At 38.2% G+C, this 26,602-nt stretch carries 25 protein-coding genes; 13 read left to right on the plus strand and 12 right to left on the minus strand.

What is annotated here, in order from left to right:
- Window positions 1-48 precede the first annotated feature (48 nt).
- The 5 genes from MHH87_RS15440 (at window position 49) to MHH87_RS15460 (ending at window position 6,230) form a co-directional block, all read left to right on the plus strand.
- The gene (locus MHH87_RS15440; protein WP_340750117.1) at window positions 49-948 is read left to right on the plus strand and encodes a TIGR01777 family oxidoreductase; all 900 of its coding nucleotides are present in this window, start codon (window positions 49-51) and stop codon (window positions 946-948) included.
- A 39-nt stretch (window positions 949-987) separates the two neighbouring features.
- Window positions 988-1,776, plus strand: a complete 789-nt coding sequence (locus MHH87_RS15445; RefSeq protein ID WP_340750118.1) for a polysaccharide deacetylase family protein — start codon at window positions 988-990, stop codon at window positions 1,774-1,776.
- A 144-nt stretch (window positions 1,777-1,920) separates the two neighbouring features.
- Window positions 1,921-3,297, plus strand: a complete 1,377-nt coding sequence (gene rlmD, locus MHH87_RS15450) for a 23S rRNA (uracil(1939)-C(5))-methyltransferase RlmD (protein WP_340750119.1) — start codon at window positions 1,921-1,923, stop codon at window positions 3,295-3,297.
- A 756-nt stretch (window positions 3,298-4,053) separates the two neighbouring features.
- On the plus strand, window positions 4,054-5,445 hold the full coding sequence (locus MHH87_RS15455; RefSeq protein WP_340750120.1) for a hypothetical protein: 1,392 nt from the start codon (window positions 4,054-4,056) through the stop codon (window positions 5,443-5,445).
- A gap of 320 nt (window positions 5,446-5,765) precedes the next feature.
- On the plus strand, window positions 5,766-6,230 hold the full coding sequence (locus tag MHH87_RS15460; RefSeq protein WP_340750121.1) for a hypothetical protein: 465 nt from the start codon (window positions 5,766-5,768) through the stop codon (window positions 6,228-6,230).
- Between the two features lie 785 nt (window positions 6,231-7,015).
- On the opposite strand, the gene MHH87_RS15465 is transcribed toward MHH87_RS15460, so the two are convergent.
- From MHH87_RS15465 to MHH87_RS15475, 3 genes are all read right to left on the minus strand, one after another.
- Entirely contained in the window at window positions 7,016-7,543 is a 528-nt protein-coding gene (locus MHH87_RS15465) for a type II toxin-antitoxin system PemK/MazF family toxin (protein ID WP_340750122.1), read from the minus strand.
- Window position 7,544: 1 nt separating this feature from the next.
- Entirely contained in the window at window positions 7,545-7,727 is a 183-nt protein-coding gene (locus tag MHH87_RS15470) for a hypothetical protein (protein WP_340750123.1), read from the minus strand.
- A 344-nt stretch (window positions 7,728-8,071) separates the two neighbouring features.
- Window positions 8,072-9,712, minus strand: a complete 1,641-nt coding sequence (locus MHH87_RS15475) for a methyl-accepting chemotaxis protein (protein ID WP_340750124.1) — start codon at window positions 9,710-9,712, stop codon at window positions 8,072-8,074.
- Between the two features lie 350 nt (window positions 9,713-10,062).
- Here MHH87_RS15475 and MHH87_RS15480 point away from each other — a divergent pair, with 350 nt between their 5' ends.
- A complete protein-coding gene (locus MHH87_RS15480) occupies window positions 10,063-10,299 on the plus strand; it encodes a carboxypeptidase (RefSeq protein WP_340750125.1) in 237 nt (78 codons plus the stop codon).
- Between the two features lie 15 nt (window positions 10,300-10,314).
- Here MHH87_RS15480 and MHH87_RS15485 read toward each other — a convergent pair whose 3' ends face one another.
- Window positions 10,315-11,496: an MFS transporter gene (locus tag MHH87_RS15485; protein WP_340750126.1), complete on the minus strand. Its 1,182-nt coding sequence runs from the start codon at window positions 11,494-11,496 to the stop codon at window positions 10,315-10,317.
- 488 nt (window positions 11,497-11,984) lie between these two features.
- On the opposite strand from MHH87_RS15485, the gene MHH87_RS15490 reads away from it, so the two are divergent.
- From MHH87_RS15490 to MHH87_RS15500, 3 genes are all read left to right on the plus strand, one after another.
- On the plus strand, window positions 11,985-12,185 hold the full coding sequence (locus MHH87_RS15490; RefSeq protein ID WP_340750127.1) for an SE1561 family protein: 201 nt from the start codon (window positions 11,985-11,987) through the stop codon (window positions 12,183-12,185).
- Between the two features lie 149 nt (window positions 12,186-12,334).
- Window positions 12,335-13,879, plus strand: coding sequence for a fumarate hydratase (locus MHH87_RS15495; RefSeq protein WP_340750128.1), 1,545 nt, complete (start codon window positions 12,335-12,337; stop codon window positions 13,877-13,879).
- Between the two features lie 610 nt (window positions 13,880-14,489).
- Window positions 14,490-16,394, plus strand: a complete 1,905-nt coding sequence (locus MHH87_RS15500; RefSeq protein WP_340750129.1) for a heavy metal translocating P-type ATPase — start codon at window positions 14,490-14,492, stop codon at window positions 16,392-16,394.
- A gap of 43 nt (window positions 16,395-16,437) precedes the next feature.
- Here MHH87_RS15500 and MHH87_RS15505 read toward each other — a convergent pair whose 3' ends face one another.
- Together MHH87_RS15505 and MHH87_RS15510 are read right to left on the minus strand one after the other, a co-directional pair.
- On the minus strand, window positions 16,438-17,379 hold the full coding sequence (locus MHH87_RS15505; protein ID WP_340750130.1) for a YihY/virulence factor BrkB family protein: 942 nt from the start codon (window positions 17,377-17,379) through the stop codon (window positions 16,438-16,440).
- A 32-nt stretch (window positions 17,380-17,411) separates the two neighbouring features.
- Window positions 17,412-17,738 (minus strand): YtxH domain-containing protein, encoded by a 327-nt coding sequence (locus tag MHH87_RS15510; RefSeq protein WP_340750131.1) that lies wholly within the window; start codon window positions 17,736-17,738, stop codon window positions 17,412-17,414.
- A 261-nt stretch (window positions 17,739-17,999) separates the two neighbouring features.
- Between MHH87_RS15510 and MHH87_RS15515 the strand changes: the two genes are divergently transcribed.
- Entirely contained in the window at window positions 18,000-18,221 is a 222-nt protein-coding gene (locus MHH87_RS15515; protein WP_340750132.1) for a DUF1128 domain-containing protein, read from the plus strand.
- A 148-nt stretch (window positions 18,222-18,369) separates the two neighbouring features.
- On the opposite strand, the gene MHH87_RS15520 is transcribed toward MHH87_RS15515, so the two are convergent.
- The 4 genes from MHH87_RS15520 to motA all read right to left on the minus strand — a co-directional run bounded on the left by MHH87_RS15520 (window position 18,370) and on the right by motA (window position 22,264).
- Entirely contained in the window at window positions 18,370-19,278 is a 909-nt protein-coding gene (locus MHH87_RS15520) for a pseudouridine-5'-phosphate glycosidase (protein WP_340750133.1), read from the minus strand.
- Window positions 19,278-20,366 carry a carbohydrate kinase gene (locus tag MHH87_RS15525; protein WP_340750134.1) on the minus strand — a complete coding sequence of 363 codons (1,089 nt, stop codon included), beginning with the start codon at window positions 20,364-20,366 and terminating at the stop codon, window positions 19,278-19,280. Before MHH87_RS15525 ends, MHH87_RS15520 begins: the two co-directional genes overlap by 1 nt.
- Window positions 20,367-20,715: 349 nt before the next feature.
- Entirely contained in the window at window positions 20,716-21,480 is a 765-nt protein-coding gene (gene motB, locus MHH87_RS15530) for a flagellar motor protein MotB (RefSeq protein ID WP_340750135.1), read from the minus strand.
- On the minus strand, window positions 21,464-22,264 hold the full coding sequence (motA, locus tag MHH87_RS15535; protein ID WP_340750136.1) for a flagellar motor stator protein MotA: 801 nt from the start codon (window positions 22,262-22,264) through the stop codon (window positions 21,464-21,466). Before motA ends, motB begins: the two co-directional genes overlap by 17 nt.
- 523 nt (window positions 22,265-22,787) lie before the next feature.
- Here motA and MHH87_RS15540 point away from each other — a divergent pair.
- Window positions 22,788-22,976 (plus strand): hypothetical protein, encoded by a 189-nt coding sequence (locus MHH87_RS15540; protein ID WP_340750137.1) that lies wholly within the window; start codon window positions 22,788-22,790, stop codon window positions 22,974-22,976.
- Window positions 22,977-23,139: 163 nt separating this feature from the next.
- On the plus strand, window positions 23,140-23,712 hold the full coding sequence (locus tag MHH87_RS15545; RefSeq protein ID WP_340750138.1) for a beta-class carbonic anhydrase: 573 nt from the start codon (window positions 23,140-23,142) through the stop codon (window positions 23,710-23,712).
- A gap of 172 nt (window positions 23,713-23,884) precedes the next feature.
- Here MHH87_RS15545 and MHH87_RS15550 read toward each other — a convergent pair whose 3' ends face one another.
- Both MHH87_RS15550 and MHH87_RS15555 read right to left on the minus strand, forming a co-directional pair.
- Window positions 23,885-24,496: a GNAT family N-acetyltransferase gene (locus tag MHH87_RS15550; RefSeq protein ID WP_445683127.1), complete on the minus strand. Its 612-nt coding sequence runs from the start codon at window positions 24,494-24,496 to the stop codon at window positions 23,885-23,887.
- 295 nt (window positions 24,497-24,791) lie between these two features.
- A complete protein-coding gene (locus MHH87_RS15555; protein WP_340750140.1) occupies window positions 24,792-25,661 on the minus strand; it encodes a polyphosphate kinase 2 family protein in 870 nt (289 codons plus the stop codon).
- Between the two features lie 115 nt (window positions 25,662-25,776).
- Between MHH87_RS15555 and MHH87_RS15560 the strand changes: the two genes are divergently transcribed.
- Window positions 25,777-26,508: a hypothetical protein gene (locus MHH87_RS15560; protein ID WP_340750141.1), complete on the plus strand. Its 732-nt coding sequence runs from the start codon at window positions 25,777-25,779 to the stop codon at window positions 26,506-26,508.
- Window positions 26,509-26,602 lie beyond the last annotated feature (94 nt).

Below are 26,602 nucleotides of genomic sequence, written 5' to 3' on the forward strand. Positions count from 1 at the left end.
GATATAATAGGAAAAAGAGTCCGACACTAAAATTTAGGGGGCGTCCGCATGAAGATAGTGATTTCGGGTGGTTCAGGCTTTGTTGGCCAAAAACTACGTGAGCTTTTATGTGATAAAGGGCATGAAGTACTCATTTTAACGCGAGGAGAAGAGACGGTTAAGGACGGCATCCGCTATATTCGCTGGATGGATGGCACCAATCCTGAAGAGTCACTTGAAGGCAGTGATGCTTTCATTAATTTAGCTGGTGTTTCACTAAACGAGGGACGATGGACGGTGGATCGTAAAAAAGCAATTTATGAAAGTCGCATGGACACAACGAACGAAATATTTCGTATTTTCGAAAATCTTACGAAGCGCCCAACCGTTTTTATTAATGCAAGTGCGATTGGAATTTACCCAACGTCTACAACAAACGTTTACACAGAGCAGTCAGAAAACTATGCGACAGATTTCCTTGGCAGCGTCGTTACAGACTGGGAAGTAAATGCCGCACGTTCCGAAAAGCTAGGCATCCGCGTATGCTTGGCTCGCTTTGGCGTCATTCTAGGGAAAGAATCTGGTGCGCTTCCGTTAATCACGCTTCCGTATCAATTAGGTGTAGGAGGAACAATCGGATCTGGGGAACAGTGGCTAAGTTGGATTCATATTGATGATGTGGCGAATGCCATTTTATTTACGATTGAAAACGAAGAGCTTTCAGGACCGATAAACTTCACATCACCGAACGCCAAACGAATGAAGCAGTTTGGCAAAACGGTTGGACGTGCATTAAATCGTCCGCACTGGCTACCTGTACCGGGCTTTGCGTTGCAGTTGGCACTAGGCGAAAAGAGTATACTTGTATTAGAAGGTCAGTACGTTGTGCCTGAAAAACTACTTGCTACAGAATATCCATTTAAATTCATTTCCCTTGAAGATGCAATTATTGACTTGTATAACTCTTAACTGTTAGCGCAACCTACTGAAAAAGGAGGTTGCGTTTTTATGTACAAACATCATCTATACGGCGCAGTCATTATCCTATTTGCGCTTGTTTTATCAACGATTACTTATGCGCGCGCGGATGAATATCATTGGGGTTTTAAGCGTAGCACTGACGGCACACCCGCAGAGGCTGGCGCACAACTAGACGGAATGCTAAATCAATACGGCGCTATTTATAAGGGAAGTACGGATAACAAAATCGCCTATTTAACATTTGATAATGGTTACGAAAATGGCTTTACCGAAAGCATTTTAAATACCTTGAAGGATGAACAAGTTCCTGCTACCTTTTTCTTAACTGGGCATTATTTAACGAGCGCTACAGATCTCACAAAAAGGATGATTGCAGACGGTCATACTATCGGCAATCACTCATATGGGCATCCAAATATGGCCCGGTTATCTGACGCAGAAATAATCGCAGAGTGGAAGAAATTTGACGATAAGTTGCGAGAACTAACCGGTGTGGAGCGTACTTATTATGCCCGACCACCTGAAGGAATATTTAATGAGCGCTTGTTAAAAGTAGGCAATGACAATAGCTACCGGCATATTTTTTGGTCCGTTGCGTTTAAGGATTGGCTAAAGGATGAGCGCCGTGGTTATAAATATGCTTATGATGCCCTCATGCAGCAACTTCATCCCGGTGCTGTCATTTTAATGCATACGGTAGCACAGGATAATGCAGAGGCGCTGCCAAAATTTATTGCGGACGCAAAGGCAGCTGGCTACACATTTGGCTCGCTTGATGATTTAGTTATGGAATACGAAGGCGTTATGCTGCCTTAGTAAGAAATCTGCTTTCTTTCATTTCCTTGTCGCGTCCGTTATAATGATGGGATGACTAGAAAAGGTAATTCACGCCCGTTTACACTCGGAACGACCTTGAGGATGATGCGTGAATACTTAGACATTAGAAGGACGTGGAAAGCAATGAGTGAAGCAATAATGGAGCTTGGACAAAAGTTCCCATTAACAATTAAACGACTTGGTATTAACGGTGAAGGTGTTGGCTTTTATAAACGTAATGTTGTATTTGTCAAAGGTGCTTTACCTGGAGAAGAAGTAACCGTAAAACTGACAAACGTACAACGCAATTTTGCAGAGGCAGAAATTTTAAATATTCGTAAAGCTAGTGAATACCGTCAAGAAGCGCCTTGCCAAGTATACGATGAATGCGGAGGCTGCCAACTCCAACATATGACGTATGAAGGCCAGCTAAAAAACAAGCGCGACATCGTCATGCAAGCATTAGAAAAATACGCAAGCAATCTCGCACAATCAACAGAGGTGCGCCCAACTTTAGGTATGGACAATCCGTGGAACTACCGTAACAAATCGCAGTTCCAAGTACGTAAAGAAGGCAAACGCGTATACGCTGGTTTATTTTCAGAAGGCACCAACAAATTATTAAACATTAATGATTGCCTCGTTCAGCAACCTGTTACTACAAAAATCACAGTAGGTACACGTAAAGTATTACAAAAGCTAAACATTACAATTTATGATGGTAAAAACTTGAACGGCCTTGTTCGTACGATTGTTGTTCGTACAGGTATACGTACGGGTGAAACACAAGTTTGTTTAGTGACAACACGTAATGAGTTACCACATAAAGCAGAATTAATTGAACGCATTAAAAAAATTGACCCGTCGATCGTGTCGATTACCCAAAACATCAACCGCGATAAATCCTCACTAATTTTCGGTGAAGAAACAATTGTGTTAGATGGTAAAGAAACAATCCATGAAAAACTTGGCGAATTCGCATTTGACCTTTCAACGCGCGCATTCTTCCAACTAAACCCTGAGCAAACTGTTATTTTATACGATGAAATTAAAAAAGCAGCCGCGCTAACGGGCAAAGAAAACGTAGTGGATGCATACTGCGGTGTTGGGACAATCGGTATGTGGCTTGCAGAAGGTGCTCGCGAAGTTCGCGGGATGGACAATGTCGATGAAGCTATCGCTGATGCCAAAGTAAATGCTCGTACGAACGCTAACTTACAGCATGTGCGTTTCTTCCCAGGCTCTTCGGATAAATGGTTATTCCGTTGGAGCAAAGAAGATTATCGTCCAGATGTTATCGCAGTAGACCCACCGCGTACAGGTTTAGAGCCAGGCTTTATCAGAACGGTGCTAAAAATTAAACCAAAACGCTTCGTCTATACATCTTGTAACCCATCGACATTAGCGAAGGACTTACAAGAGCTATCGAAAATTTATGATGTCGAATATATTCAACCAGTGGACATGTTCCCACAGACGGCACATGTTGAAGCGGTAGCAAAATTAACATTAAAGAAGTAAATAACCTATAAAATCATTATTAGATTAACTTTAAGGCAGTACTCAAAATCCGAGTATTGCCTTTTTACTTTGTATTCTGAACCTGTAATTTTATTTAGAAATATTTTAATCATCATTTTAAATTTATGGTAAAATTCATAGCCTTTTAAAAACCTATCTGAGATTTCCATTACTAGATATAAACAGGTTTATTTGCCGAACGAATGGCCATCAATTTTTGAGAACACTCCATAATCCTATCTTCATTTTAAACACAAAGCTTATCGAAACAGTTACAAAATTTAAATAACGTAAATAATCATGCAAATAACGTGATTTAACGTATTTCCTATACAACATAATATTAAATAAGCGTAAAAACCAATTGGGATGCAGTTCAGCTTTGTCACATAATTATGTTTATGTTGTGTCTCAATTATGGCAAAGCAGCGATTTTATACTATGTAAATTACCATTCAAAAATAGAACCACCAAAAAATCCACGAGCAATGTGATAACCCGCTGTTAATTTCACTACGTCGACTGCCACATTGTTCATGTAGAAATCGCTACCTTACTTCAAATCAAATCAAATCAAGCAATTAGCATGGTTGCCTCCGTACAAATTAATACGAATAAACGAATGAAGTTTAACGGCTCCTATTTGTAAATATACTAGGCCATTTTCTCATCTCCACAAATTATTTATTGTTTAGTAGGCGTTCACCATCCCGTTTTTCCCTCCATATCCTATACAAAAAGGAAAAGAGTTGGATTATGGCAATTGAATTAACTGCTCTGCACTGGATATATATTGGATTTATTGTTTTAATCATTGGATTTATGATGAGAAGGCTAGATACAACAATTATTTGTATTTTGGGGATTTTCACGATTGCGGTTGTTGCCACAGGGGATCTTACTTCATCCATTAGTAGTATTTTTAACAGCTTTATTTATGCGATTTCCGAACTTTTGCCTACCATTCTAATCATATCAATTATTGTAGCGATGAGCCGTGTGCTAATGAAAACGGGGATTAATGAAGTAATGGTTGCTCCATTTACAAAAATCATTAAAAATCCAACACTTGCATATTGGACAATCGGAATTTTAATGATGGTCATTTCCTGGTTCTTTTGGCCATCACCATCTGTAGCATTATTAGGTGCGGTTTTGTTACCAGTGGCCATCCGAGCTGGGCTTCCTGCGCTAGGTGTTGCGATGGCGATGAATTTATTCGGGCATGGAATTGCTTTATCAAGTGATTTCGTTATTCAAGGTGCACCAAAACTGACAGCAGACGCCGCCGGAATTCCAGTAGGCGATGTCGTTGCAGCCAGTATACCACTTGTTATAACAATGGGGATTGTGACAACAGTTGTCGCTTTCTTCTTATTAAGACGTGATATGAAAAGAGGGACATTAGAGTTAATTGGAACGTATGACAATGGCCTCGATCAAGAAACAGCAGAAGATTTACTTACATCGTCGCAAAAGAAATTCTTTGCAATTTTCATTCCTATCGCCTTCTTATTAGATGTTGTCGCCATGGCTGTATTTAACCTACAGGGAGGGGACGCAACAGCCTTAGTAGGAGGCACTGCCGTATTTATTTTACTGCTACTCTGTATCATAGCTCATAAAAAGAAAGGGCTAGAACAGTCAACAAGTTATTTTATTCATGGTTTCCAATTCGGCTTCAAAGTGTTCGGTCCTGTTATTCCAATAGCCGCTTTCTTCTATCTAGGGGATTCTGGTTTCCAAACAATTATTGGTAATCATTTACCCGACATGTCTCACGGGATTGTCAATGATCTCGGTGTCGCATTAGCTGCGGTGGTACCATTAACCAAAGAAATTGCCGTTGTAACTCTTACAGGTGTAGGGGCTATCACGGGACTCGACGGCTCCGGATTTTCAGGCATTTCACTCGTTGGTTCAATCGGAAGTTTATTTGGTACTGCCATTGGAGAAGGAACCGCTACACTGACAGCACTTGGTCAAATCGCTGCTATTTGGGTTGGTGGCGGAACTTTAATTCCATGGGCGCTCATTCCAGCAGCTGCAATTTGTAACGTCAGTCCGTTTGAGCTTGCGCGGCGCAATTTACTGCCAGTCGTCATCGGGCTAGTAGTGACAACGATTGTTGCGATGTTTTTAATATAGGGAAAGAGTGCAAGGGCTGCAAATTTTTTAGCCTGCAATTTACTTGCAGTCCGTTAAAGCTATGTGAGAAATACAAGTGCGGTTTGTCTGACTTGTCAGAATCGATATACAACTTATTTTAAAATAAGCGCCAAAGAGGACTAATTTCCTTATTTGGCGCTTAGAAAGCCGCAACGGGAACTGTTATAAAGACTCAAAAGGATGGCATAAAAACTATGGTGACATATGTGGATAAGAATAATATTATAATAACATCCTATCCAACTAAAGGATCATCAGTGATTACGACAGTAAAAGAGAAAAAAAAGGAGTAATATATTATGAAAATAAAATTAGAGACTGATAAAGATATTTCCGACTTAACATTGGAAGAATTCGATAATTATTTTGTAGGGTTTTTAAACTTCTATGTAGAAGATGGTAATAATGAAATACTGCTTTTTTCAACAACTTTATATACTACTTTTCTAAATGAATTTAATGATATTTTAATTGATATGTATAAATCACCTGATTGTAAAAAAGAAATATCAACTATTGGTAATGCGAATCTTTATACGCTAAAAAGAAAAAGAGAAGTTTTGGAAATTACTGAATTTAATCAGGTTTCAGAAACGATAGATGGAGTTTATGAATTTAATTTCTTTGATTTTCTAGGGGAATATACAGAAAGGTTGGAACAGCATTTGATTTTCCTGCAAAATACGAACAGTAATATAGTTGAAGAATTTAAATTTAATTTATTAAAAAATGAACTGATCCAATTTAAACAGTTAGGGTTATAAAGAATGTCACAAAGCAGGATGTATTCTTCATTTAACTGCTTTGTGATTTTTTTATAAGAATTTCAGAAAATCTAAAATAGCTTCAATAATAAACAGACGACATTGAATTGTCTGTTCACATTATTACTAGATGTCTTACATAGGTGGAGGCACACTTATCCCATGGGCACTCATTCCAGCTGCAGCTATTTGTAACGTGAGTCCGTTCTAGCTCGCACGTAGAAACCTTCTTCCAGTTATAATCGGATTACTCGCAACAACAATCGTAGCCATATTTTTAATATAAGCTTTCTTAAACAAAAAGAAGACAACAAGCTTTTTTAATCGGAAAAGCGCCCCTTGAAAAGGAGGGCATTGAAAAACTTACATTTTAAAAATGACGAAGCTTTTGCAGTTAATAATAAGGCACTTTTTGTTCAACTTTGAACAGGAAGCGCCTTGTTTCTTTCTATATTCCTTTCTCTTTTTCATTTAGTAGCTTCAATTTAGAATACAAAAAAATCATCCTTTTTAAATGAGAGAATGACGCATTCATTCTTTACAGTTACAAGTTGATTGGAGTGGAGGCGACGACTTCTAGGGGATTAGCGAGCAGCTTGAGACCCTGGACTGAGCGCAGCGAGGGAAGCGGCTCAAGGCTCGCCCCCAAAAAAGCGTTCGCCGCAACGGAAATCAACGACATCGAAGAAAAAACCAGTTCTTAAACGATTTCTCGTTCAAGAACTGGCTAAACTACATTATAGACTTTTTCAGTGGCCCCTTGATAAGTCAGTAACCCATCCACATTATAAATCTAAAAGTTCTAGTATTTGTGAACTGATAAACTCCATACGTTCTTTAGGAACTTTTTTTTGTTTCTCTAAAAGTAAACTTTTATGTATAGAAGTTACTTCAGTCACATCAACTTCTACATCATATTTCCCTTTATTTATAAAAACAAATCCTGGCAGTTGATCCTGTATTAACTTGTTATACCATGGGGCATTTTTATTATTTCGTGAAATACTTAAGACGGGTACTACTTGGACGTATTCAAAATTTCTGTCCTTATTGAACGTATCATTTGAAATGATAATCACTTGCCTTGGCTTAAACTTCATTACCACTTCTTGCTCCCTCGACTTTTTTCTCCCATCAACTTCTATCGGCGAGAAGTCACCATTACGTACTTGTATAGTAGTCGAACCATCTTCTTCTGTTAAAAAACGTAAAGGTTGTTTTGTATCTGAGGGATAATACATAGCAGCTTGAAAGTAATAACCGCGTTCAATCTGATGCCAATTTTTCGGATTAATAAACATGGACGCTGACACGCTAAATTCCCTCCGAATAAATTTCTTGATAAGTTAGACTGCTCAAGCCCCTATCATTTTTCGTCAGTTGATTAATGATCTTTATATCTTCTGCAGTAGCTGCAGACAGTAAATTTGTTTTTTTATATTTAGGTTTTTTAAAAGAGGTCTTCTCAACTGGTTTAGTTAATATTTCAGTCGCCACATGTACTACCTCCCTGCGAATTTTATATTTAACCAATTGCAACACCGCCTCAAATTTTCGTGATTAAAGTTAGTAAAGAAAAATTATTATTTCCAGGAAAAGTTTGTTCTAATTCAAAGCATTTCCGAAATCCACTTTTTTTCGTTCTTTAAGGATGGCCTAAAATCAGTATATGCATAATTCCCTTGATAAGTACTGCTTTTAGATTTTGTTCCTACTTCATTTTCGAACGCACTAAGCCCCCCTAAACCTACTTACAACTTTTTTGCGCACAATACATAAGTAAGTTATACTTTCTTATCTACTAAAAGAGCCTCACACGACGTGAGGCTCTTCATTATTTATTACAACTTAAATTGTTGGATTTGTATATTTAGTTGTTCAGCCATACTTGCTAGCTGATCGGCGCTTGATGCGATTTCTTCCATCGTGCTGGATGTTTGCTGAATCGTTGCTGTTGTTTGCTCTACACCGGCAGCCGATTCCTCTGAAACAGATGCAACTTCGTCAATCGAATGATTAATCGAATCTGTTTTTACCACAATTTCTTGCAAATTCGTTGAAATCCTATCAATATTCGTTGTCATGTTTTCTACAGCAGTTGAAATTTGTTCAAATGTTGTGCCTGTGTACGTAATTTGCGCAGTTCCTTTTTTCACTTCTTCATAACCTGATTGTAGAGAAGACGTAACATTGCTTGTATCACGCTGTATGCGACCAACGATTGTTGAAATATCTGTCACTGAAAACTGCACTTGTTCAGCTAGCTTCCGTACTTCATCCGCAACGACAGCAAAACCTTTGCCATGCTCGCCTGCGCGTGCTGCTTCAATCGCTGCATTTAATGCTAATAAATTGGTTTGGTTCGCAATACTATCAATAACTGAAACGAGTTGGTTAATCTCTTTTGATTGCTCATTTAAGCCTTCTACTTTTTCAACAGCATCTTGTACGATACTATCAATCGCATGCATTTGCTCTGTTGAACTATTCATTAACTCTTTACCCGCCGATGTTAATGATTGCACGTTAACTGAATGCTCTTTTAACACCATACCTTCGCTCGTTGTTTGCTGAATTGTTGCAACAAAGTCCATCATTGTCGAAGCTAAATCGCTAGAAGCAGACGCTTGTGTTTCCGTACCTGAAGCAATTTCTTGCATTGTCGACGCAATTTGCTCACTACCTAGTTTTACTTCAGTAGCCGACTGTGCTAATTCTTCACTATTACTCGCGACATGTTCTGAAACTTCATGAATTGACGTTATTGTTGCACGTAATTTTTCATTCATCTCATTTGCTGAGTTCGTTAATATACCAATTTCATCCTGGCGATTAACGTTAAGTTTTTCTAAATTTAGTTGTCCATCCGCCATTGCTTTCATGCGATTCGAGATGAGCTCAATTGGTTTTGCAATGCTAGAAGCTGTTATAAATGCAGTGATTACACCTACAATTAATACTAATGCACTTATGACTAAGCCTACTGTTTTCGTCGAAGTACTTGTCGCTACTACATCTTGTCCTAATTTTTTTATTGTTTCTGCGCGCTCATTGGCAAGTGTTTCATAGCCGACACGCACTTCATTCGCCAATAAGTTATTATCTATTAAAATTAGAACCGCTTGATTTTGGTCGCCATTTTCATATGCAATAAATGCTTCTTCAATAACATTTTTAGTCCATTGTCTTGCTTTTCCCACAATCTTAGCACGCTCTGGTGATTTATCTAATTCATCTAAAATGCTGTTATTTGCCTCTGCGAATTTTACATACTCATGAAACATTTCTAAATAACTTTTATCACCTGTTAATACGTAATTCATTGATGCCTGTACACGAACACTAATTGACGTTGCTAAATTTTGATTTGCTGTCAACATTTCTAATTGTTGCTCAACTAACTCTTCCGATTTTTCTTGCATCGTTCGGTTTGCATAGTAACTGTATGTTGAAAAACAAGCCATTATAAAAATTAATAACAAAAACGCCCCTAAAATTCTCTTTTTAAGAGTCTTCAAATTGAATAAACCTTGCATGGTTCCCCTCCAGAATTTGTACTAAAAACAAAAATATTTCAGAATATAGTAACTTTACAGTATTTTATCCAAAAACAGCATAAGGAAAAAGGCACATCACGAAAATATTATTATTTCGATAATCGATACATAATACCCAAATATTATGTTAATTTCTAATACTAAATAATAATGTCCTGCTAAGTTCGTATTTTTTCTATATCAAGTCACGCATTATTTACGAATAGAACTTAACATAATCCCCAATCCCTCTACATTTTCGTGTAAACTTATTACTAGAACTAGGAGGTTTTACGATGAAAAAATACTTATTGATTACGCTATTATTTATCGTATCCTATGCCGTAGTGCACTGGATTGGCGAATTATTTTTCAGTACAGATACTACAACTGCTATGCAAGGTCGATCAATGTTGCAATCAGCAGTTACATTCGGAGGTATCAACTTTTTATCAATTTTTGTCTATATATTAATCGCCATTGCCATCACAGCCATCGTGTACTTTAGCGTAAAAAGCAGACGTTCAAATTAATGAACGCCTGCTTTTTCAAGTAAATTCTAATTGTTTCGTTGTGGACTTGCCAAAGACGATGTAAATGAGCGCAATTATTGCGAGCACTAACGCAATTAATACTAAAAAACTCACTTGTTCTATGAATTGTAAGTAAAGACCACCTAAAAACGGCCCACTCAAGCTCCCTATGCTAAAGAAAATACCACAAATCAAATTCCCTGTTGGCAGTAATTCTTTCGGTGTTAAATCGGCCATATAAGTAATTCCGAGCGAAAACATTGATCCTACACTCATACCAGCAAGTGCGAATACACAAGCTACTGCTACAGCAGATGTTTCGAGCTGACTACAAATTCCAAACAGTAGCGTTCCCATTATTAGCGAACCAATAATGACTTTGCGACGACCCATTTTATCTCCTAATATGCCAAGTGGAATTTGCGTTGTAATCGCGCCGATTGAAAAGGCTGCTAAAATAATCGATACCATCGAGACATCAAAGCCTTTACGAAGAGCATACACCGGGAATAAGGCATTGAGTGATGACTCTAAAAATCCGTATACAAAGGGTGGTAAGAACGCAATCCAACTGTACCGAAACACTAATTTATAGCGCATCCACCCACCATTACTTGCATCCCCTTTTAACGCTTCAGGTTTTTCGTTTTTTACAAAGAACACAAGCGACCACGCTACTAAACAAAGGAGCGAAGAAATGATAAACGGCAAGGACTCCGATACTTGAATAAGCGGCACAAATAAAGGACCTACAGCAAACCCTACACCAAATGATAAGCCGTAAATGGACATACTTTTTCCCAACTTACTATGCGGTGTAGCAGACGTAATCCAAGTTTGAGTTGCAAAATGAAGCGCATGATCCCCAATACCAATCAACATGCGCAGTACGAACCAAAACACCACACTTTTCCATAACGGAAATAAAAATAACGAGGCAAATACGAACGCGCCACCGACGACAATAACCGGCTTATATCCATATTTTCTCAGAGGATGTTCAATAAAAGGTGAAACTAATAATGTTCCTATGTATAAGCCTGTAGCATTCAATCCATTTAATGCGGATGAAACGCCATCCGTCTCAAAAATAATTGAAATGAGCGGAAGTAACATTCCTTGCGAAAATCCTGAAATAGATACAATTATAACTAAAATTAAAAATCTACGTTGTTCATAGCTTAATAAGACACTCATATGACCCTCCAATATACTTAGATGTTCATATTATCGTATCATATTGGCTATCCTACTTTTTCAAAAAATTGAATAAAACTATTAAAACCCCAGTAAACTTTATCTCTAAAAGTTCACTAGGGTTTTAGCTATCACTAATATTCATTTGTATTTTCATAAACTACAATCCGACTACATGTGCCGAAAACTGTTTACATTCCCTCCCTTTTAATAAATTTGCCAATGCACCTATTTTCTGATCATCTCCTTCTTTTTTCGTTAAAGTAACTTTATCACACCACTTCAATATTGTAAATATTCAGAATAAAAAAGTTGCAAATTAATTAAAAAGCCCTATAGGATTGCAAACGCTATAGCATCAATAGAAACCACTAACACTAATAGCCCGTTTCATGTATAATAAGGGCAAATCTATCATCACAACTTCTCAACGGGGAGTTTATAAGGAGGGAAACCTTTCGTCGGCACCTGCTGACGATGGTGCAACCATGTCAAATCCAATTACAAACAAAGAACAACAAGTAACTTATTTAAAAGAGCGCTTAGAAATCTTCCTTGAAGTGTTAGATGCCATTGATCCAGAAACTACAGAACTCGAAGATATCGATCGTTTAATACAAATGATGGACGATATTGAAGATAAGATGGATCAATTCCAAAGCCGTACCGAACCAACTAAAGCTGAATAAATTTCAAAGTGAGCAAATCGTCATCCGATTTGCTCACTTTTTTTGCTCTGAAAATTCATCACTTCGGATTCCCTTTTTTTCGAACAACTAAAAGAGTATAATATTGAAGGAGTTATAATTAAAATTATTTTTCTGGGGGGAAAAATGTAATGACATACTTAGAAACATTAGAGAAAAGTCTATATGACCTAGTAACTGAAACATCAACGAACCTACCAAAGGATGTTCGTCGTGCAATAAAGAAAGCGAAAGAATCAGAGAATGCAGGCACTCGCGCTGCAATGAGCTTGGACACAATCGCCAACAATATCGCAATGGCAGAAGACAATGTATCACCGATTTGCCAAGATACAGGTCTTCCAACATTCAAAGTGTATACTCCAGTTGGTGTCAATCAAATCGAAATTAAAGCAGCCATTAAAAATGCAATCGGCGCAACGACTGCTGACGCAAAATTACGTCCAAACTCAGTAGATTCTTTAACAGGTGAGAACAGTGGCAACAACTTAGGTGAAGGTCTTCCTGTCATTAAATTTGAACAATGGGAAAACGATTATATTACTATTAAATTAATCCTTAAAGGTGGCGGCTGTGAAAACAAAAATATCCAGTACAGCCTACCAGCAGAACTTGAAGGTCTTGGTCGAGCAGGTCGTGATTTAGATGGTATCCGCAAATGTATCCTTCACTCAGTATGGCAAGCACAAGGACAAGGCTGTTCTGCAGGCTTCATCGGAGTTGGGATTGGCGGCGACCGCTCTTCTGGATATGATCTTGCAAAAGAGCAATTATTCCGTTCAGTAGAAGACGTTAATCCAAATCCAGAATTAGCACAATTAGAACAGTATATCGTAGAAAAATCAAATACATTTGGCGTTGGTACAATGGGCTTCGGCGGTGAAGCGACTTTACTTGGCTGTAAAATCGGCGTTATGCACCGTATCCCAGCTTCATTCTACGTTTCTGTAGCATACAACTGTTGGGCTTACCGTCGCATGGCTGTTGATATTGACCCAGCTACTGGCGAAATCATTAAATGGCATTACCAAGATGGTGAAAAAATCACATTCAAAGAAGATCAAATACAAGCTGAAACAACTGGCGATACGTCAAAAGAAATCGTGCAATTAACTGCTCCAATTTCTGAAGAACAAATTCGTTCTCTTAAAGTAGGTGACGTTGTGGCGATCACTGGGCGCATGTATACTGGCCGTGACGCGATTCATCATCACTTAATGAGCCATGATGCACCAGTTGATCTAAACGGACAAGTTATTTATCACTGTGGTCCTGTTATGGCAAAAGACGCAGAAGGTAACTGGACAGTAAAAGCAGCTGGTCCAACTACTTCTATTCGTGAGGAGCCATATCAAGGCGACATTATGAAAAAATTCGGTATCCGTGCTGTAATCGGTAAAGGTGGTATGGGACCAAAAACACTAAAAGCACTTAACGAACATGGTGGTGTTTACTTAAACGCAATCGGTGGTGCTGCTCAGTACTACGCAGACTGCATTAAAGGTGTAGACGGTGTTGACCTAATGGAATTCGGTATTCCTGAAGCAATGTGGCACTTAAACGTTGAAGGCTTCACAGCAGTTGTAACTATGGACTCTCACGGCAACTCACTACACGCAGACGTAGAAAAGTCGTCGCTAGAAAAACTATCTCTGTACGCTGAACGCGTATACTAATATAGTAGTACAACCTTTTTCTGAAGTAACATCCTTATAGAAATTCACATTTTATCACTGCTGCGCGAAAGGCGATAGCCGACAGCGCCAACCGCAGAGAAAATTATAATTAGTAATTCCTTAAAAGGAGCGACTTAAATTAGTCGCTCCTCCAGATTGTTGACGAAAGGCATCGAGAGGTTACTCTTGATGCCTTTTATCATTTATATTTTTTTAACATCCAATTGTATTACAGAGTTGATTGGAGTGGAGGGCGGCGACTCCTGCGGGAATAGCGTGTCCAGGTGAGACCCCGCAGGAGCTTGCGACGAGGAGGCTCACGGACCGCCCGCGGAAAGCGCCCGCCCGCAACGGAAATCAACGGATCTTATTATATGTAGTACTACAGTCTAAAGGAGTGACTTAAATTAGTCGCTCCTCTTTTTTATGGCCTCATTTTTTAATTATCCAAAATTTTCATGTACCTTCCATTCAAATCTATTTACAATACTCAAGCTCTAGATTATAATAATTATAAATTAAAAATAAAAACAAAAGTAATTGAAAAGCATTATCAAAAAGCATAATATCAGGTATTTGATACTGATATTCATTATCAAGGAGGATGTAAATGAATATATCTAATCGAGAAAATCTAAATTTAAATGAGAAAATAAAAGAGCACCAAGAATTAATCGCAGCGCTCATTTCCGGTCTAATTATTTTACTTGCGTGGCGTATGGATACGAATGGGTTAACAACTGCTTCGATTATTGCCTATTTAACAGCCTTTGTTGTCGGCGGGTATGCAAAAGCAAAAGAAGGCATTGCAGATACAATTGAAAACAAATCATTAAACGTTGAAATATTAATGATTTTAGCAGCTATTGGTTCGGCCATTATCGGTTACTGGACAGAAGGCGCGATTCTTATCTTCATTTTTGCTGTAAGTGGTGCACTCGAAACATATGCGATGAATAAAAGTCATCGTGAAATTTCTGCATTAATGGATATGCAACCTGAGGAAGCTTGGCTAGTACGCGGTGCATTCGAGCCGATGAAGGTTGCTGTTTCTTCTTTAACAGTTGGCGATCATCTTCTTGTAAAGCCTGGTGAACGAATCCCAGCAGATGGCATTATTATTAAAGGGCTATCTACTATTGATGAGGCAGCGATTACTGGTGAATCAATGCCTATTACAAAACAAGTGAATGACGAAGTATTCGCAGGGACTGTTAATTTAAACGGTGCCATTACAATGAATATGACAAAGTCAAACAGCGATACATTATTTCAAAAAATTATTACGCTTGTCCAATCTGCACAAAGTGAAAAATCGCCTTCTCAGCAATTTATCGAACGATTTGAAGGGACATATGTAAAATCTGTTTTACTCGCTGTTTTAGTGATGATGTTCCTTCCACACTACCTACTCGGTTGGGACTGGACGACTACATTCTACCGTGCGATGGTACTACTCGTTGTCGCGTCTCCTTGTGCACTTGTTGCAGCGATTATGCCCGCGACACTTGCAGCCATCTCAAACGGTGCTAAAAACGGGATTTTATTTAAAGGTGGTCTTCATTTAGAACATTTGAGCTTACTACGTGCGTTAGCTGTGGATAAAACAGGCACATTAACACAAGGTCTACCGGTTGTAACCGATTTTATCGTGCGTGACGGCTTACAGGAAACGAATGTATTAGCTACGATCGCAGCAATTGAAAGCCAGTCAAATCACCCTCTTGCTATCGCCATAACAGCATATGCGAAGAATCAGCAAGTTCTAGCTTTTAGCAATGTTGAAATTGAAGACGTACCTGGTTATGGTATTAAAGCAGTAGTGAACGGCGAAAAATTTAAAGTGGGGAAACCCGATTTTGTCGGTAACAGTGAAGCTTCTGCATTTAGTAATGGTGCACTAGAGCAATTTGCTGCACAAGGAAAAACAGTTATTTTCCTGCGTGATGAAAAAGGAATTGCGGCACTCGTCGCAATGAAGGATACAGTGCGCGAGGAAGCAAAGCTAGCGATTGATATGCTTCAAGAGCTAGGGATCGATGTAGTCATGCTTACTGGGGATAACGAACGAACAGCAAAAGCGATCGCTACTGAATCTGGCGTAAATGCATATGTCGCCGAATGTTTGCCTGAAACAAAAGTGAAACATATTAAAAATTATTTAACAAAATACGAACATGTCGGAATGGTTGGCGATGGCATTAATGATGCTCCTGCTCTTGCAACGGCAACAGTTGGCATTGCGATGGGTGGCGGCACAGATGTAGCACTTGAAACAGCAGATGTTGTACTCATTAAAAACGACTTATCTAAAATCGCTTATGCAGTTCGCCTTTCTCGTAAAATGCAGCGTATTGTAAAGCAAAATATCATTTTCTCATTATCAGTAATCGTACTACTCATTACATCAAACTTCTTCCAAGCGATTGATTTACCACTTGGTGTCATTGGTCACGAAGGCAGTACGATCCTCGTTATATTAAACGGCTTACGCATGCTAAATAAAAATGTTTAATTTAAAAAGGCAGCTTGCGAAATTCGCAAGTTGCCTTTATCGTTTACAATGCTAGAGATTTTTGTTCTTTTTTGATTTTTTTTGCAAGCTGACACCTCTGCATCGATGCATTAATGAGCCCGCCAAACATTAGTATCATGCCCGTAAAATACAGCCATAACATTAAAATAATAACCCCTCCGATACTCCCATAAGTGGCACTAAAGTTGCCGAAGTTATTAATATAAAATGAAAAGCCATACGTTAACATAAGCCAGCCACCTGTTGCAAATATTACACCCGGCAAAACACTTAAAAAAGACAGGCGCGGATCGGTGTTCGGTACAATCCAATACATTAAAAGAAGTAGGATGAAAATGAGTGCTGGTGGTGTTATCCAGCGCACGAAAGTCCAAACTGTTTCGAATGTGTGCTCGACGCCAATATAAGAAAACATTAAATTACCAATTTGGTGGCCGAATACTGGAAACACGAGTGCAATCAAAAATACGAGCACTAGTGAAATCGTAAAAATAAGGGACCAAGCGCGATTTAATATACCCGCTCGTCCTTCTACATCATATGCCCGGTTTAAACCTTTCATCAACGCATCAATCCCTTTAGAAGCTGACCAAATCGTCCCTAATATCCCCACTGATAATAGACCGCCATTGTGAGTCGTTAACACTTCTGAAAGCGTCCCTTCTATAAGGATATACACTTCTGCTGGCATAATCTCATCTATAAAATCAAAAACTTGCCCCTGCTCTAAATTTAAATACGGAAGCAGTGACACCATAAAAATTAATAACGGAAAGAATGAAAGCAGGAAGAAGAATGCAAGCTGCGCACCCATTCCACTTATATTTACATCTTTAATACGTATAAATAAGTCCTGGACAAATCCTTTTGCAGTTGTTACATCCACTTTAGTTGGATTAGGTGCAATGAAAGAATTTATTAATGCGAGCACTGCTTTTGGCGAGCCTTTTTTATCGCTTGTCAAAAAGCCACACTTCCTTTCACTCTAGGATGTCCTTACTTTTTTTCGTTACTTAAAAAGGCGTCCTTTGTTTCTGTTAGCAAGCTTTGAATTGTTGAAGGTAATGTTAGCGCATCCTCTGCCTTACTCATTAGCGAGTTATAATTTTCGGATGTATTCGTGTAGAAAGACTGCGCCTGTTCTACTTTTGTCTCAATTAAGTTTTGTAACTCTTCTCGATTTTCTACATAGTACGACACAGTTTCCTTTACTTTCTTCGTCGACTCAATAGTATGCTCACGCGTTGATTTATCAAACATACTAACGACTGCTCCTGCTAAAGCTCCTAATGCGATGAACGGTAGTAATTTACTTTTCCCCATAAACTCTCCTCCTACATATGTTTTATTAGTGGTTAAGATAGCATAACCTTCTTAACCACATCATAAAGAACATCTTCTCGACCTATTTTGGGGCGAGATGTGTCTTTCTAATTCCTTAGATTTATTTTGTAAAACGATACCTATGTTTATTTTAACGAAATTCCCATCTTTTTGAAAGTAATGGCGAGCGACATTTATATTGACAACAGCAAGTCAAAATGAAATGATATTTTCGTATACTTTGAAAGGTAGGGTGCTTATATGAACTTATCAACGCCATCTCAAGAAAATGTTAATTACATGATTGAGCAAATTAAAGAAAAACTTCGTATGGTAAACGTAGATGCTATGCAGTCTGATAAATTTAGCGAAGAAAAATACGAGGACCTAAAATATCTTTACGAAATGGTTATGAAACGCGACTCGTTTAGCCCAAGTGAAATGGAAGCAATCGTTAACGAGTTAGGTAATTTACGCAAATAAAAACAAGTCCTGCATTTTGAGTGCGGGACTTGTTTTTTTGTTATTGGCGAGTTTCATAAAAATACTGGCGAAATTTTAAAAATACTGGCATATTTTTAAATTTACTGGCGACAATTACAAAATAATGGCGATTTCTAAAACAAACCAATTAGTTATTTAAAGCTACTGCTATACCTGCGCCGATGCGAGCATTATTTTTCACAAGTGCGATGTTCGCTTCTAATGATTTACCTTCAGTTAATTCTTTTACTTTACCTAGTAGGAATGGTGTTACGTTTTTACCAGCAATCCCTTGCTCAACAGCTTCTTGAAGTGCTTGTGTAATAATACCGTTAATGAAACTTGCTTCCAATGCATCTGCTTTTGGAATTGGGTTAGCAATTACTGCACCCCCGCGCAAGCCAAGATCCCATTTCGCGCGCATCATAGCTGCTATTTCTTCTGCTGAATCTGAACGGAAGTTAACAGCAAATTCTGATTCACGTGTGTAGAATGCCGGAAGTACGTCTGTACCGTAGCCGATTACCGGTACACCTTTTGTTTCTAAATATTCAAGTGTTAAGCCGATATCTAAAATTGATTTCGCACCAGCACATACTACTGCTACGTTTGTCATTGATAATTCTTCAAGGTCCGCTGAAATATCCATTGTTGTTTCCGCACCACGGTGAACGCCGCCAATACCACCCGTTACGAATAGCTCAATACCCGCAAGCTCTGCACAAATCATCGTTGCAGCTACTGTTGTTGCACCAATTTTTTTCGTCGCAAGTAGGTAACCCATATCACGACGAGAAGCTTTTGCTACACCTTGTGTATTCCCGAACATTTCTAATTCTTCGTCTGATAAACCGATTTTAATTTGACCGTCGATTAAAGCGATTGTTGCAGGTACTGCCCCGTTGTCACGAATAATTTGCTCTACCTCACGTGCAGTTCGAACGTTTTGTGGGTACGGCATACCATGAGAGATAATTGTTGATTCTAGTGCAACGATTGGTAACCCTTTTTCTTTCGCTTCTAAAACTTCCTGTGAATAAGATAAATATTGTTTCATTATGAATTCCTCCAATTTTTTAGTTGCTCGTTTGATAAATCAACCCGAACCGTTTTATCTGATTGTAATGTTTTCGATGCGCTGACAAGTCCGAGATGAATCGCCTCGTCAAATGCTTCCTCGTTTAATACACCATGCAACATGCCGCTAACAAATGCATCTCCTGCACCAGTTACATCTACAATTTCTTTGGTAGCAACAGCTGGATAATGACTTACTCCTTCTATTGTTCCCGCAATAACTCCTTTTTCACCAAGTGTTAGCACAACATGCTTAGCACCCTTTTGCAGGAGCAGACGAACAGCGATCTCGTAATCTTCTGCTGATTTCATCGGCATTTTTAAATACGTCTCTGCCTCATCACGATTACAAATAAAGTATTCTACACCGAGTAAATCATTTGGCATACGACTCATTTTTGGTGATGATACTGGCACAATGACCAATGGAATTTGACGTAACTTCGCAAAGTTCTTCATATACATCACTGTTTCAGCTGGACAATTTAAATCGATAATAATACAGCTGGCATTTTGCAAGGCCGCTTCATGCTTTATTAAGACATTTGGCTTAAGTTCATCGTAAATCGACATGTTCGCCATAGCGACTACAAGCTCCCCATGATCATCTAACACCGCTGTGTAGGACCCTGTAGACTGTTGAGGTAGTCTTTCTACCAAATCTAAATTAATATACGCGTGACTTGCCTGCTCGACTAATTGACCGTCATTATCCGCACCAATTGTTGTTAGTAGCTTCACTTGATTGCCGAGGCGTCCTAAATTTTCTGCAATATTACGGGCAACTCCGCCAACGCTTTCGCTTACATTTGACGGGTTTGATGTACCTAACTGGACATGCCCCTCAATATGAAATTTCCGATCGACATTTGCTCCACCAATTGCAACGATGCGATTTTTTTGGGGTAATACATAGGCGCGACCAATAATCTCGCCCTTCTTTATTAATGCCGAAATCGTATTTGCTAGAGCAGGTCTAGACATTCCGAGCTGCTCTGCCATTTCCAACTGAGATAAATATGGATTTTGTTTAATTAATTGGTAAACAAGCTGTTCTTTTTCATTCAATTATCTCACCTCGCATAAATCAATTACACCTCAGCGTAAATGTCGCTGACGCTTCATTGGCACTTCGCTTTCACGCAGATAAACAATGCGCCAAGATTTTGAATTGTACTTAGGCCTACACGATGCAGGTCAGTTAACCGTAGTCGAATGGATGCTTCGAACTTAGGCTAACCTCCTAAATCAACCGCTTTCAAAATCTGTGACATCCGCTAGGGGCTTTATACTTATTCAGTCTAGGGTTGGACCACGACTGAATAAACATAAACTTTTGTTTGAATTATAAACTTTTGTTCGTCAACTGTCAAAAGAAAATCCCACAAGTAAGTATTCTACTTGTGGGATTTTCTAATTAATCTACAATCATCGTGCCATCTTCCGCGATACGTGGTTGTACTAATACTTCTACACGACGGTTTTTTGCACGACCTTCTGCAGTGTCATTGGATTCGATTGGACTAAATTCGCCAAAGCCTTTAACGCTAAAGTATTTAGATTCTAGCTCTGAATTAGCTTGTACCATAATTTTCAAGAAGTTTACTGCACGCATTACAGATAAATCCCAGTTCGAGCTAAATTCAGCACTGTTCATTGGTACATTATCTGTATGTCCTGTTACAACTACATTTCGTGCTGGATCAAAAATTAGAATTTTCGACAACTCGTTAGCAATTGATAAATATTCCTGTTTGATAACCGCTTGTCCTGGGTCAAATAACACGCTATCACGAATTGTAATGAGTAAACCCTCATCTGTCATTTGCGTTTCAAACTGATTTTCTAATTCATTCACCGCAATAAATTCATCTACGCGACCTTGAATTTGTTGCAGTTCTTGCTGGTCTTGTGCGTAGCGGATCGCAGCAGAGCTTGCTGTCCCACCATTTGCATCTGATGTTTGGATAACTGCTGTATTCTCAAGCATACCTGTGCCACCACTAAATACTTGGTTAAATACAGCGGACATTTGCTCCATTTTAGCTTCATCAACTGTACTTGATGCAAATAATACGATAAATAAAGCAAGTAAAAGCGTTAAAATATCGGCATAGGGTACTAGCCAGGATTCATCTACATGCTCTTCATGTTTTTTATGTTTCTTATGCCTCTTTGCCAAGGCCACCCGCCCCGCTTTCCGTAATTTGCTTACGTTCTTCCATTGGTAAATATGAAGCAAGCTTTTGTTCGATTACACGAGGAGCCTCCCCTTCTAGAACGGATAAAATCCCCTCAATCATCATTCGCTTTTGCTTTACTTCAACTGCGGATTTACGTTTTAATTTATTTGCGAATGGATGCCATAATACGTAACCTGTGAATATCCCTAGAAGTGTGGCTACGAAAGCTGCTGAAATCGCATGCCCTAGCTTATCAATATCATTCATATCTTTTAAAGCCGCAATAAGCCCTACTACTGCACCAAGTACCCCAAGTGTTGGAGCATATGTACCTGCTTGTGTAAAAATTAACGAACCACTTGCATGTCGATCTTCCATCGCTTCTACTTCTTCTGTTAATACATCGCGAATATAGTCCGCATTTTGACCATCAATTGCTAGTGTCAAGCCATTTTTTAAGAAAGGGTCTTCAATATCTGAAGCTTTACTTTCTAAGGCTAGTAACCCTTCGCGACGAGCTAAATCTGCCCATTGAGAAAACATTTTAATGAGTTCAATGTCATTAGCAAGCTTTGTTTCTTTAAATAGATTTTTAAATAGCTTTGGAACACGTTTTAATTCACTCATCGGGAATGCAATTGTTACTGCCGCAATCGTACCGACGATAATGATTAAAATTGCTGCTGGATTTATTAAAACCTCTGGCGTTACCCCTTTAAAATACATACCTACTATTAACGCAATAAACGCTAGAATTATACCAACTAACGAAGAAATATCCATTTATTGTACCTCCAAATACTCAGTCTCTTTTTACTTCGGTTTATTTTAATATTTATTAACATTTATACATACTAGTATAATAGCTATTAATTTATTTTTCGACGAATTAATGTTTTTTCTTTCCAATTTCAACACTTTTGATTATATTGTATCAATATTATAAAAATTCCCCGTTCACAAATTGGAGTATTGATTCAAATGGAGTCTAATTTTGATGGGAAACTATTATTTTTCGCTGAATTAGTCGTAAAGTCTGTGTCAATCGAAGCTGATAGAGGTACTTGCAAACAACTTACAGAGGACTAGGACGCATATCGATACTATATGAAGAATAGTAAGGTAGATCATGTATTGCAAAGTAGAAATCTCTATTTTAATTTATAGTTTCTTCAAAATGTCGCCATACTTTACAGAAATTCTATGAGATTTCATTAATTTCTCCTACCAATTAAGTAATTACATAATGTATAATTGGTTGTAACGAACTTTTATATTCTTATATTCTGAAGGGAGCCCTGCAATTATGAATCATCATCATCCATTTAGTATTGAGTACTTTACAACTGTTTTAGGTTATTCAGTAGTTCTTTTAATCTGCCTTTGGTTCTTTATCCATTTCCTACGTGTAGGTTTAAAATCTGAAGAATCAGTTCACATTGATGCAAAAACTGGTAACTTTGCACCTGGTGAATTAGCTAAAAACCATCATTAATGTATTTAACAGTCGCTCTTGTAGCGGCTGTTTTTTTATTCCCTGCTTTTTGTTTACGGTTTTCACTATTTATAAGTTGTTTACCCTGAAATATGTTTTTATTATTTGAATTCTTAAAAATTTAATTTAAAATAGATTTTGTAAGGAAAGGGGTATCATAGTTATGTCTTCATTAAAAGAAATTTTAAGCTTCAACGACTCGTTTGTAACAGATAAAAAATACGAGCCTTTTATAACGACCAAATATCCAGATAAGCGTATTGTTATTTTATCATGTATGGATACGCGCCTAGTGGAGTTATTACCAAAAGCAATGAACTTACGTAATGGTGACGTGAAGATCGTCAAAAGTGCCGGTGCGATTGTCAATCATCCATTTGGTGGTATTATGCGTAGTTTACTTGTAGCAGTGTATGAGTTAAAAGCGGACGAGATTTACATTGTAGGGCATTATGATTGCGGGATGAGTGCAATTGACCCTGATCAAATGCTTGGCCATATGGTAGAACGCGGCGTTAAACAGGAAATCATTGATATCATTAGTTATTCTCGAGTTGATTTAAAAGAATGGCTACGTGGTTTTGGCGACGTGACAACAAGCGTAATGAAAAGTGTGGATTTAGTGCGTAGTCATCCGTTAATGCCTAAAGGAATACCAGTACACGGACTCGTTATTGACCCAAGTACAGGTAGACTCGATTTAGTAACGGACGGTAATACTGTTATTAGTAAATAATTGTACAGCGAATTGGTTACATGCCAATTCGCTTTTTTTACGAATGGCTAAATAAAATAACATTGTTTTTTATGGAATTAAACATTCCTAGCGAAAACATACTACAACTCTCCACGGCACAAAGAGCGAATTCGAACCACAGCGTTTAATAACGCCTTACAAAAAAAAAAGATTAGCGCTGGTAGCTAATCTTTTTAAAATCGTTCTGTAAAATGGCATACATATAATGGTCTACCCATTCACCGTTAATAAATAGCAGCTCTCTTAGTAAGCCTTCGCGTACAAGTCCTGATTTTTCAAGAACGCGAACAGAACCCTCGTTTTTCGGTGAAACATATGCCTCGATACGGTGAATATTAATCGTTTGAAATGCAAATTCAAGCACGAGCTTGACTGCCTCAGTAGCGATACCCCGTCCCACAAAGCTTTTATCAACGGAATAGCCAATGAACGCACTTGAATACGGCAAGCGCTTAATGGCATATAGCGAAATATGGCCGATTAATTGCTGTGAATTCATCTCATAAATGCCGAAAGAAAACTCCCGATTTGCATGCAACAGTTGCAGGCTCTCTAAAATCTTTTTATATTGCGCTTCTTCTGTGTAGTACTCATCTCGGTGCAGCGGCTCATACGTCGACCAAGAATATTTATTGTTCGCTAGTAACTCCGCTAATTGTCTCGCATCGGATTCTATAAATGTGCGTAATGTACATTGGTCACCGAATAGTCTAATCACGCGATCACCCTTTTTCTGAAATAAGCCCCATAAATTCCTTAACATCTTTTCGCACAATACAATTCCTTTCTCCCAATGGGGATGTTCCGTAATAGCTTTTCCTAGTTACGCCATCGCTAATCCTTCGGTAAAGGCTTCTGCTGTGCTTCCCCCATTAATTCCTAATTTTTTTGCTCCTATCATTTCTACGAAGGATAAAGCAGTTTCGTTCACGTTCATTGTGAGTCGACGATTTATCCTATGCGAGAAACGTTGTGCATATGTACGAAAATCTATGCACTCATGTTGAATCCATTGACATAGTTAGTGAACATTGTAATTTCAATAGCATTTTGTGAAGCTATTTACTTTTCTTTTTCGCATTATTTTTCTTTTCTTTTTTATCTTCTTCTCTTTCAATTGTCTCTTCTGGTACTTCTAGCGCTTCTAATTCCGCTAGTGCTTCTGAGGCCTCTTTATGTGCCTCGTCGAATACATTCGTTATATGTAAGCCACGGCGAGCAGCTTCCTTTTCAATATGTGCGATTGTATCTTTTAATACTTGTATACGTGCATATTGCTTATCATTACCTGGAATTAAAAACCAAGGCGCCTGCTCAGAGTCCGTTTTTGCAAACATTTCGTCAGCGGCTTCACTATATAAATCAAATTTTTCACGGTTACGCCAATCTTCCTCTGTCAGCTTCCACGCCTTGTATGGATCCTGTGCTCGGGCATTAAAGCGTTGTAATTGTTCGTCAGCATCAATATGAATCCAAAACTTGATGATAATATAGTCCCCATCTGTTAATAGTTGCTCGAAATTATTAATTTCATTATAAGCACGCTTCCATTCTGTTTCTGTCGCGAAACCTTCAATACGTTCCACTAGGACGCGACCATACCACGACCGGTCAAAGATAGAAATTTGTCCATGCTGTGGAAGCTTGCGCCAGAAACGATGCATATAGTTATAACGAAATTCATGTGCTTGTGGTGCTGAAATTGGATGTACAATGAGTCCACGCGGGTCAATGCGTTCTGTTAGGCGTTTAATCGCGCCACCCTTACCAGCTGCATCCATACCTTCAAATAATATAATTAAACCAATTTTATTATTGAATAAAAACTGCTGAGCGTTTAACATTTCATACTGAAGAACTTTTAATTTTTTCTTATACATTTTTTTGTCTAGTTCAAGCGATAAGTCGAGATCTTTGATTTTTTTCATGTATATCATTCCTCCTTGTTAAGATACTTCCATTTTACTGTAAAATAGGTGTAAATGGTATTTGTTGTTGAAAACTATAGGAATGTATATAATTTTATTGAAAGGAGAGGACGTTATGGATCGCATCGTTTTGCTTTTTACGTCTCTTATTGTAATAGCAACATTTACGACTTGCGCATATTGGTTTGAATTAAACGGACAAGCAACGATTGAAATTTTAAATCGTTTACCGATTTTATTCTTACCTGCTAGTTATGTGTATATGCTATGGATCGTAATATTCGTTAGTTTATTCGTTTGGATGATAAACTACTATAAAAACCGACATACGCCTTTACGTGTATCTACACTGCAAACGGCTTTATTTGTTTGTATTAGTGTTTTACAAGTTGCCACTTTATTTACATGGCATAGTGAGCTCTATATCGCCTCGATTACATTCTTGGCACTACAACTCCTCTCTATGTTCGGACTTTATATGACGTATCCTCTTAACAGAGAAGGTATTCACTTACGTATGCCAATTGCTGCACTTTTAAGCTGGTCCTTAATGTTATTTTTAGTCTTTATTCGTTATATTCATGTCTTTTTCGAATGGCCAGACTTCGGCTTCAGCAACGCCTTATGGGCAGTAATTATTATGACAATTGGTACCGCATTTGCACTTCATTTACGCTATCATCATTTCGATATTATTAGTCCACTTGTCTTTATTTGGAGTTATATTGGCATTATTATTGCTTATGGTTTTGAAGAGCTACTCGTTTCAACTGCCGCGTTCTTTTTATGCGGAGTGATGATTGTCGGCATTATTTTTATGAAAAAGACACATCTCGCCCTGAAATAAAGCAAAACATTCTTAAACACTAAAAAAATCGTAGCGCCTAAATGGCGTCTACGATTTTTTTAGTCTTCTGATTAGAAAGACACAACTCGCTCAA

It is taken from the genome of Solibacillus sp. FSL H8-0538, assembly GCF_038003525.1.
Taxonomy (GTDB): domain Bacteria; phylum Bacillota; class Bacilli; order Bacillales_A; family Planococcaceae; genus JBBOPI01.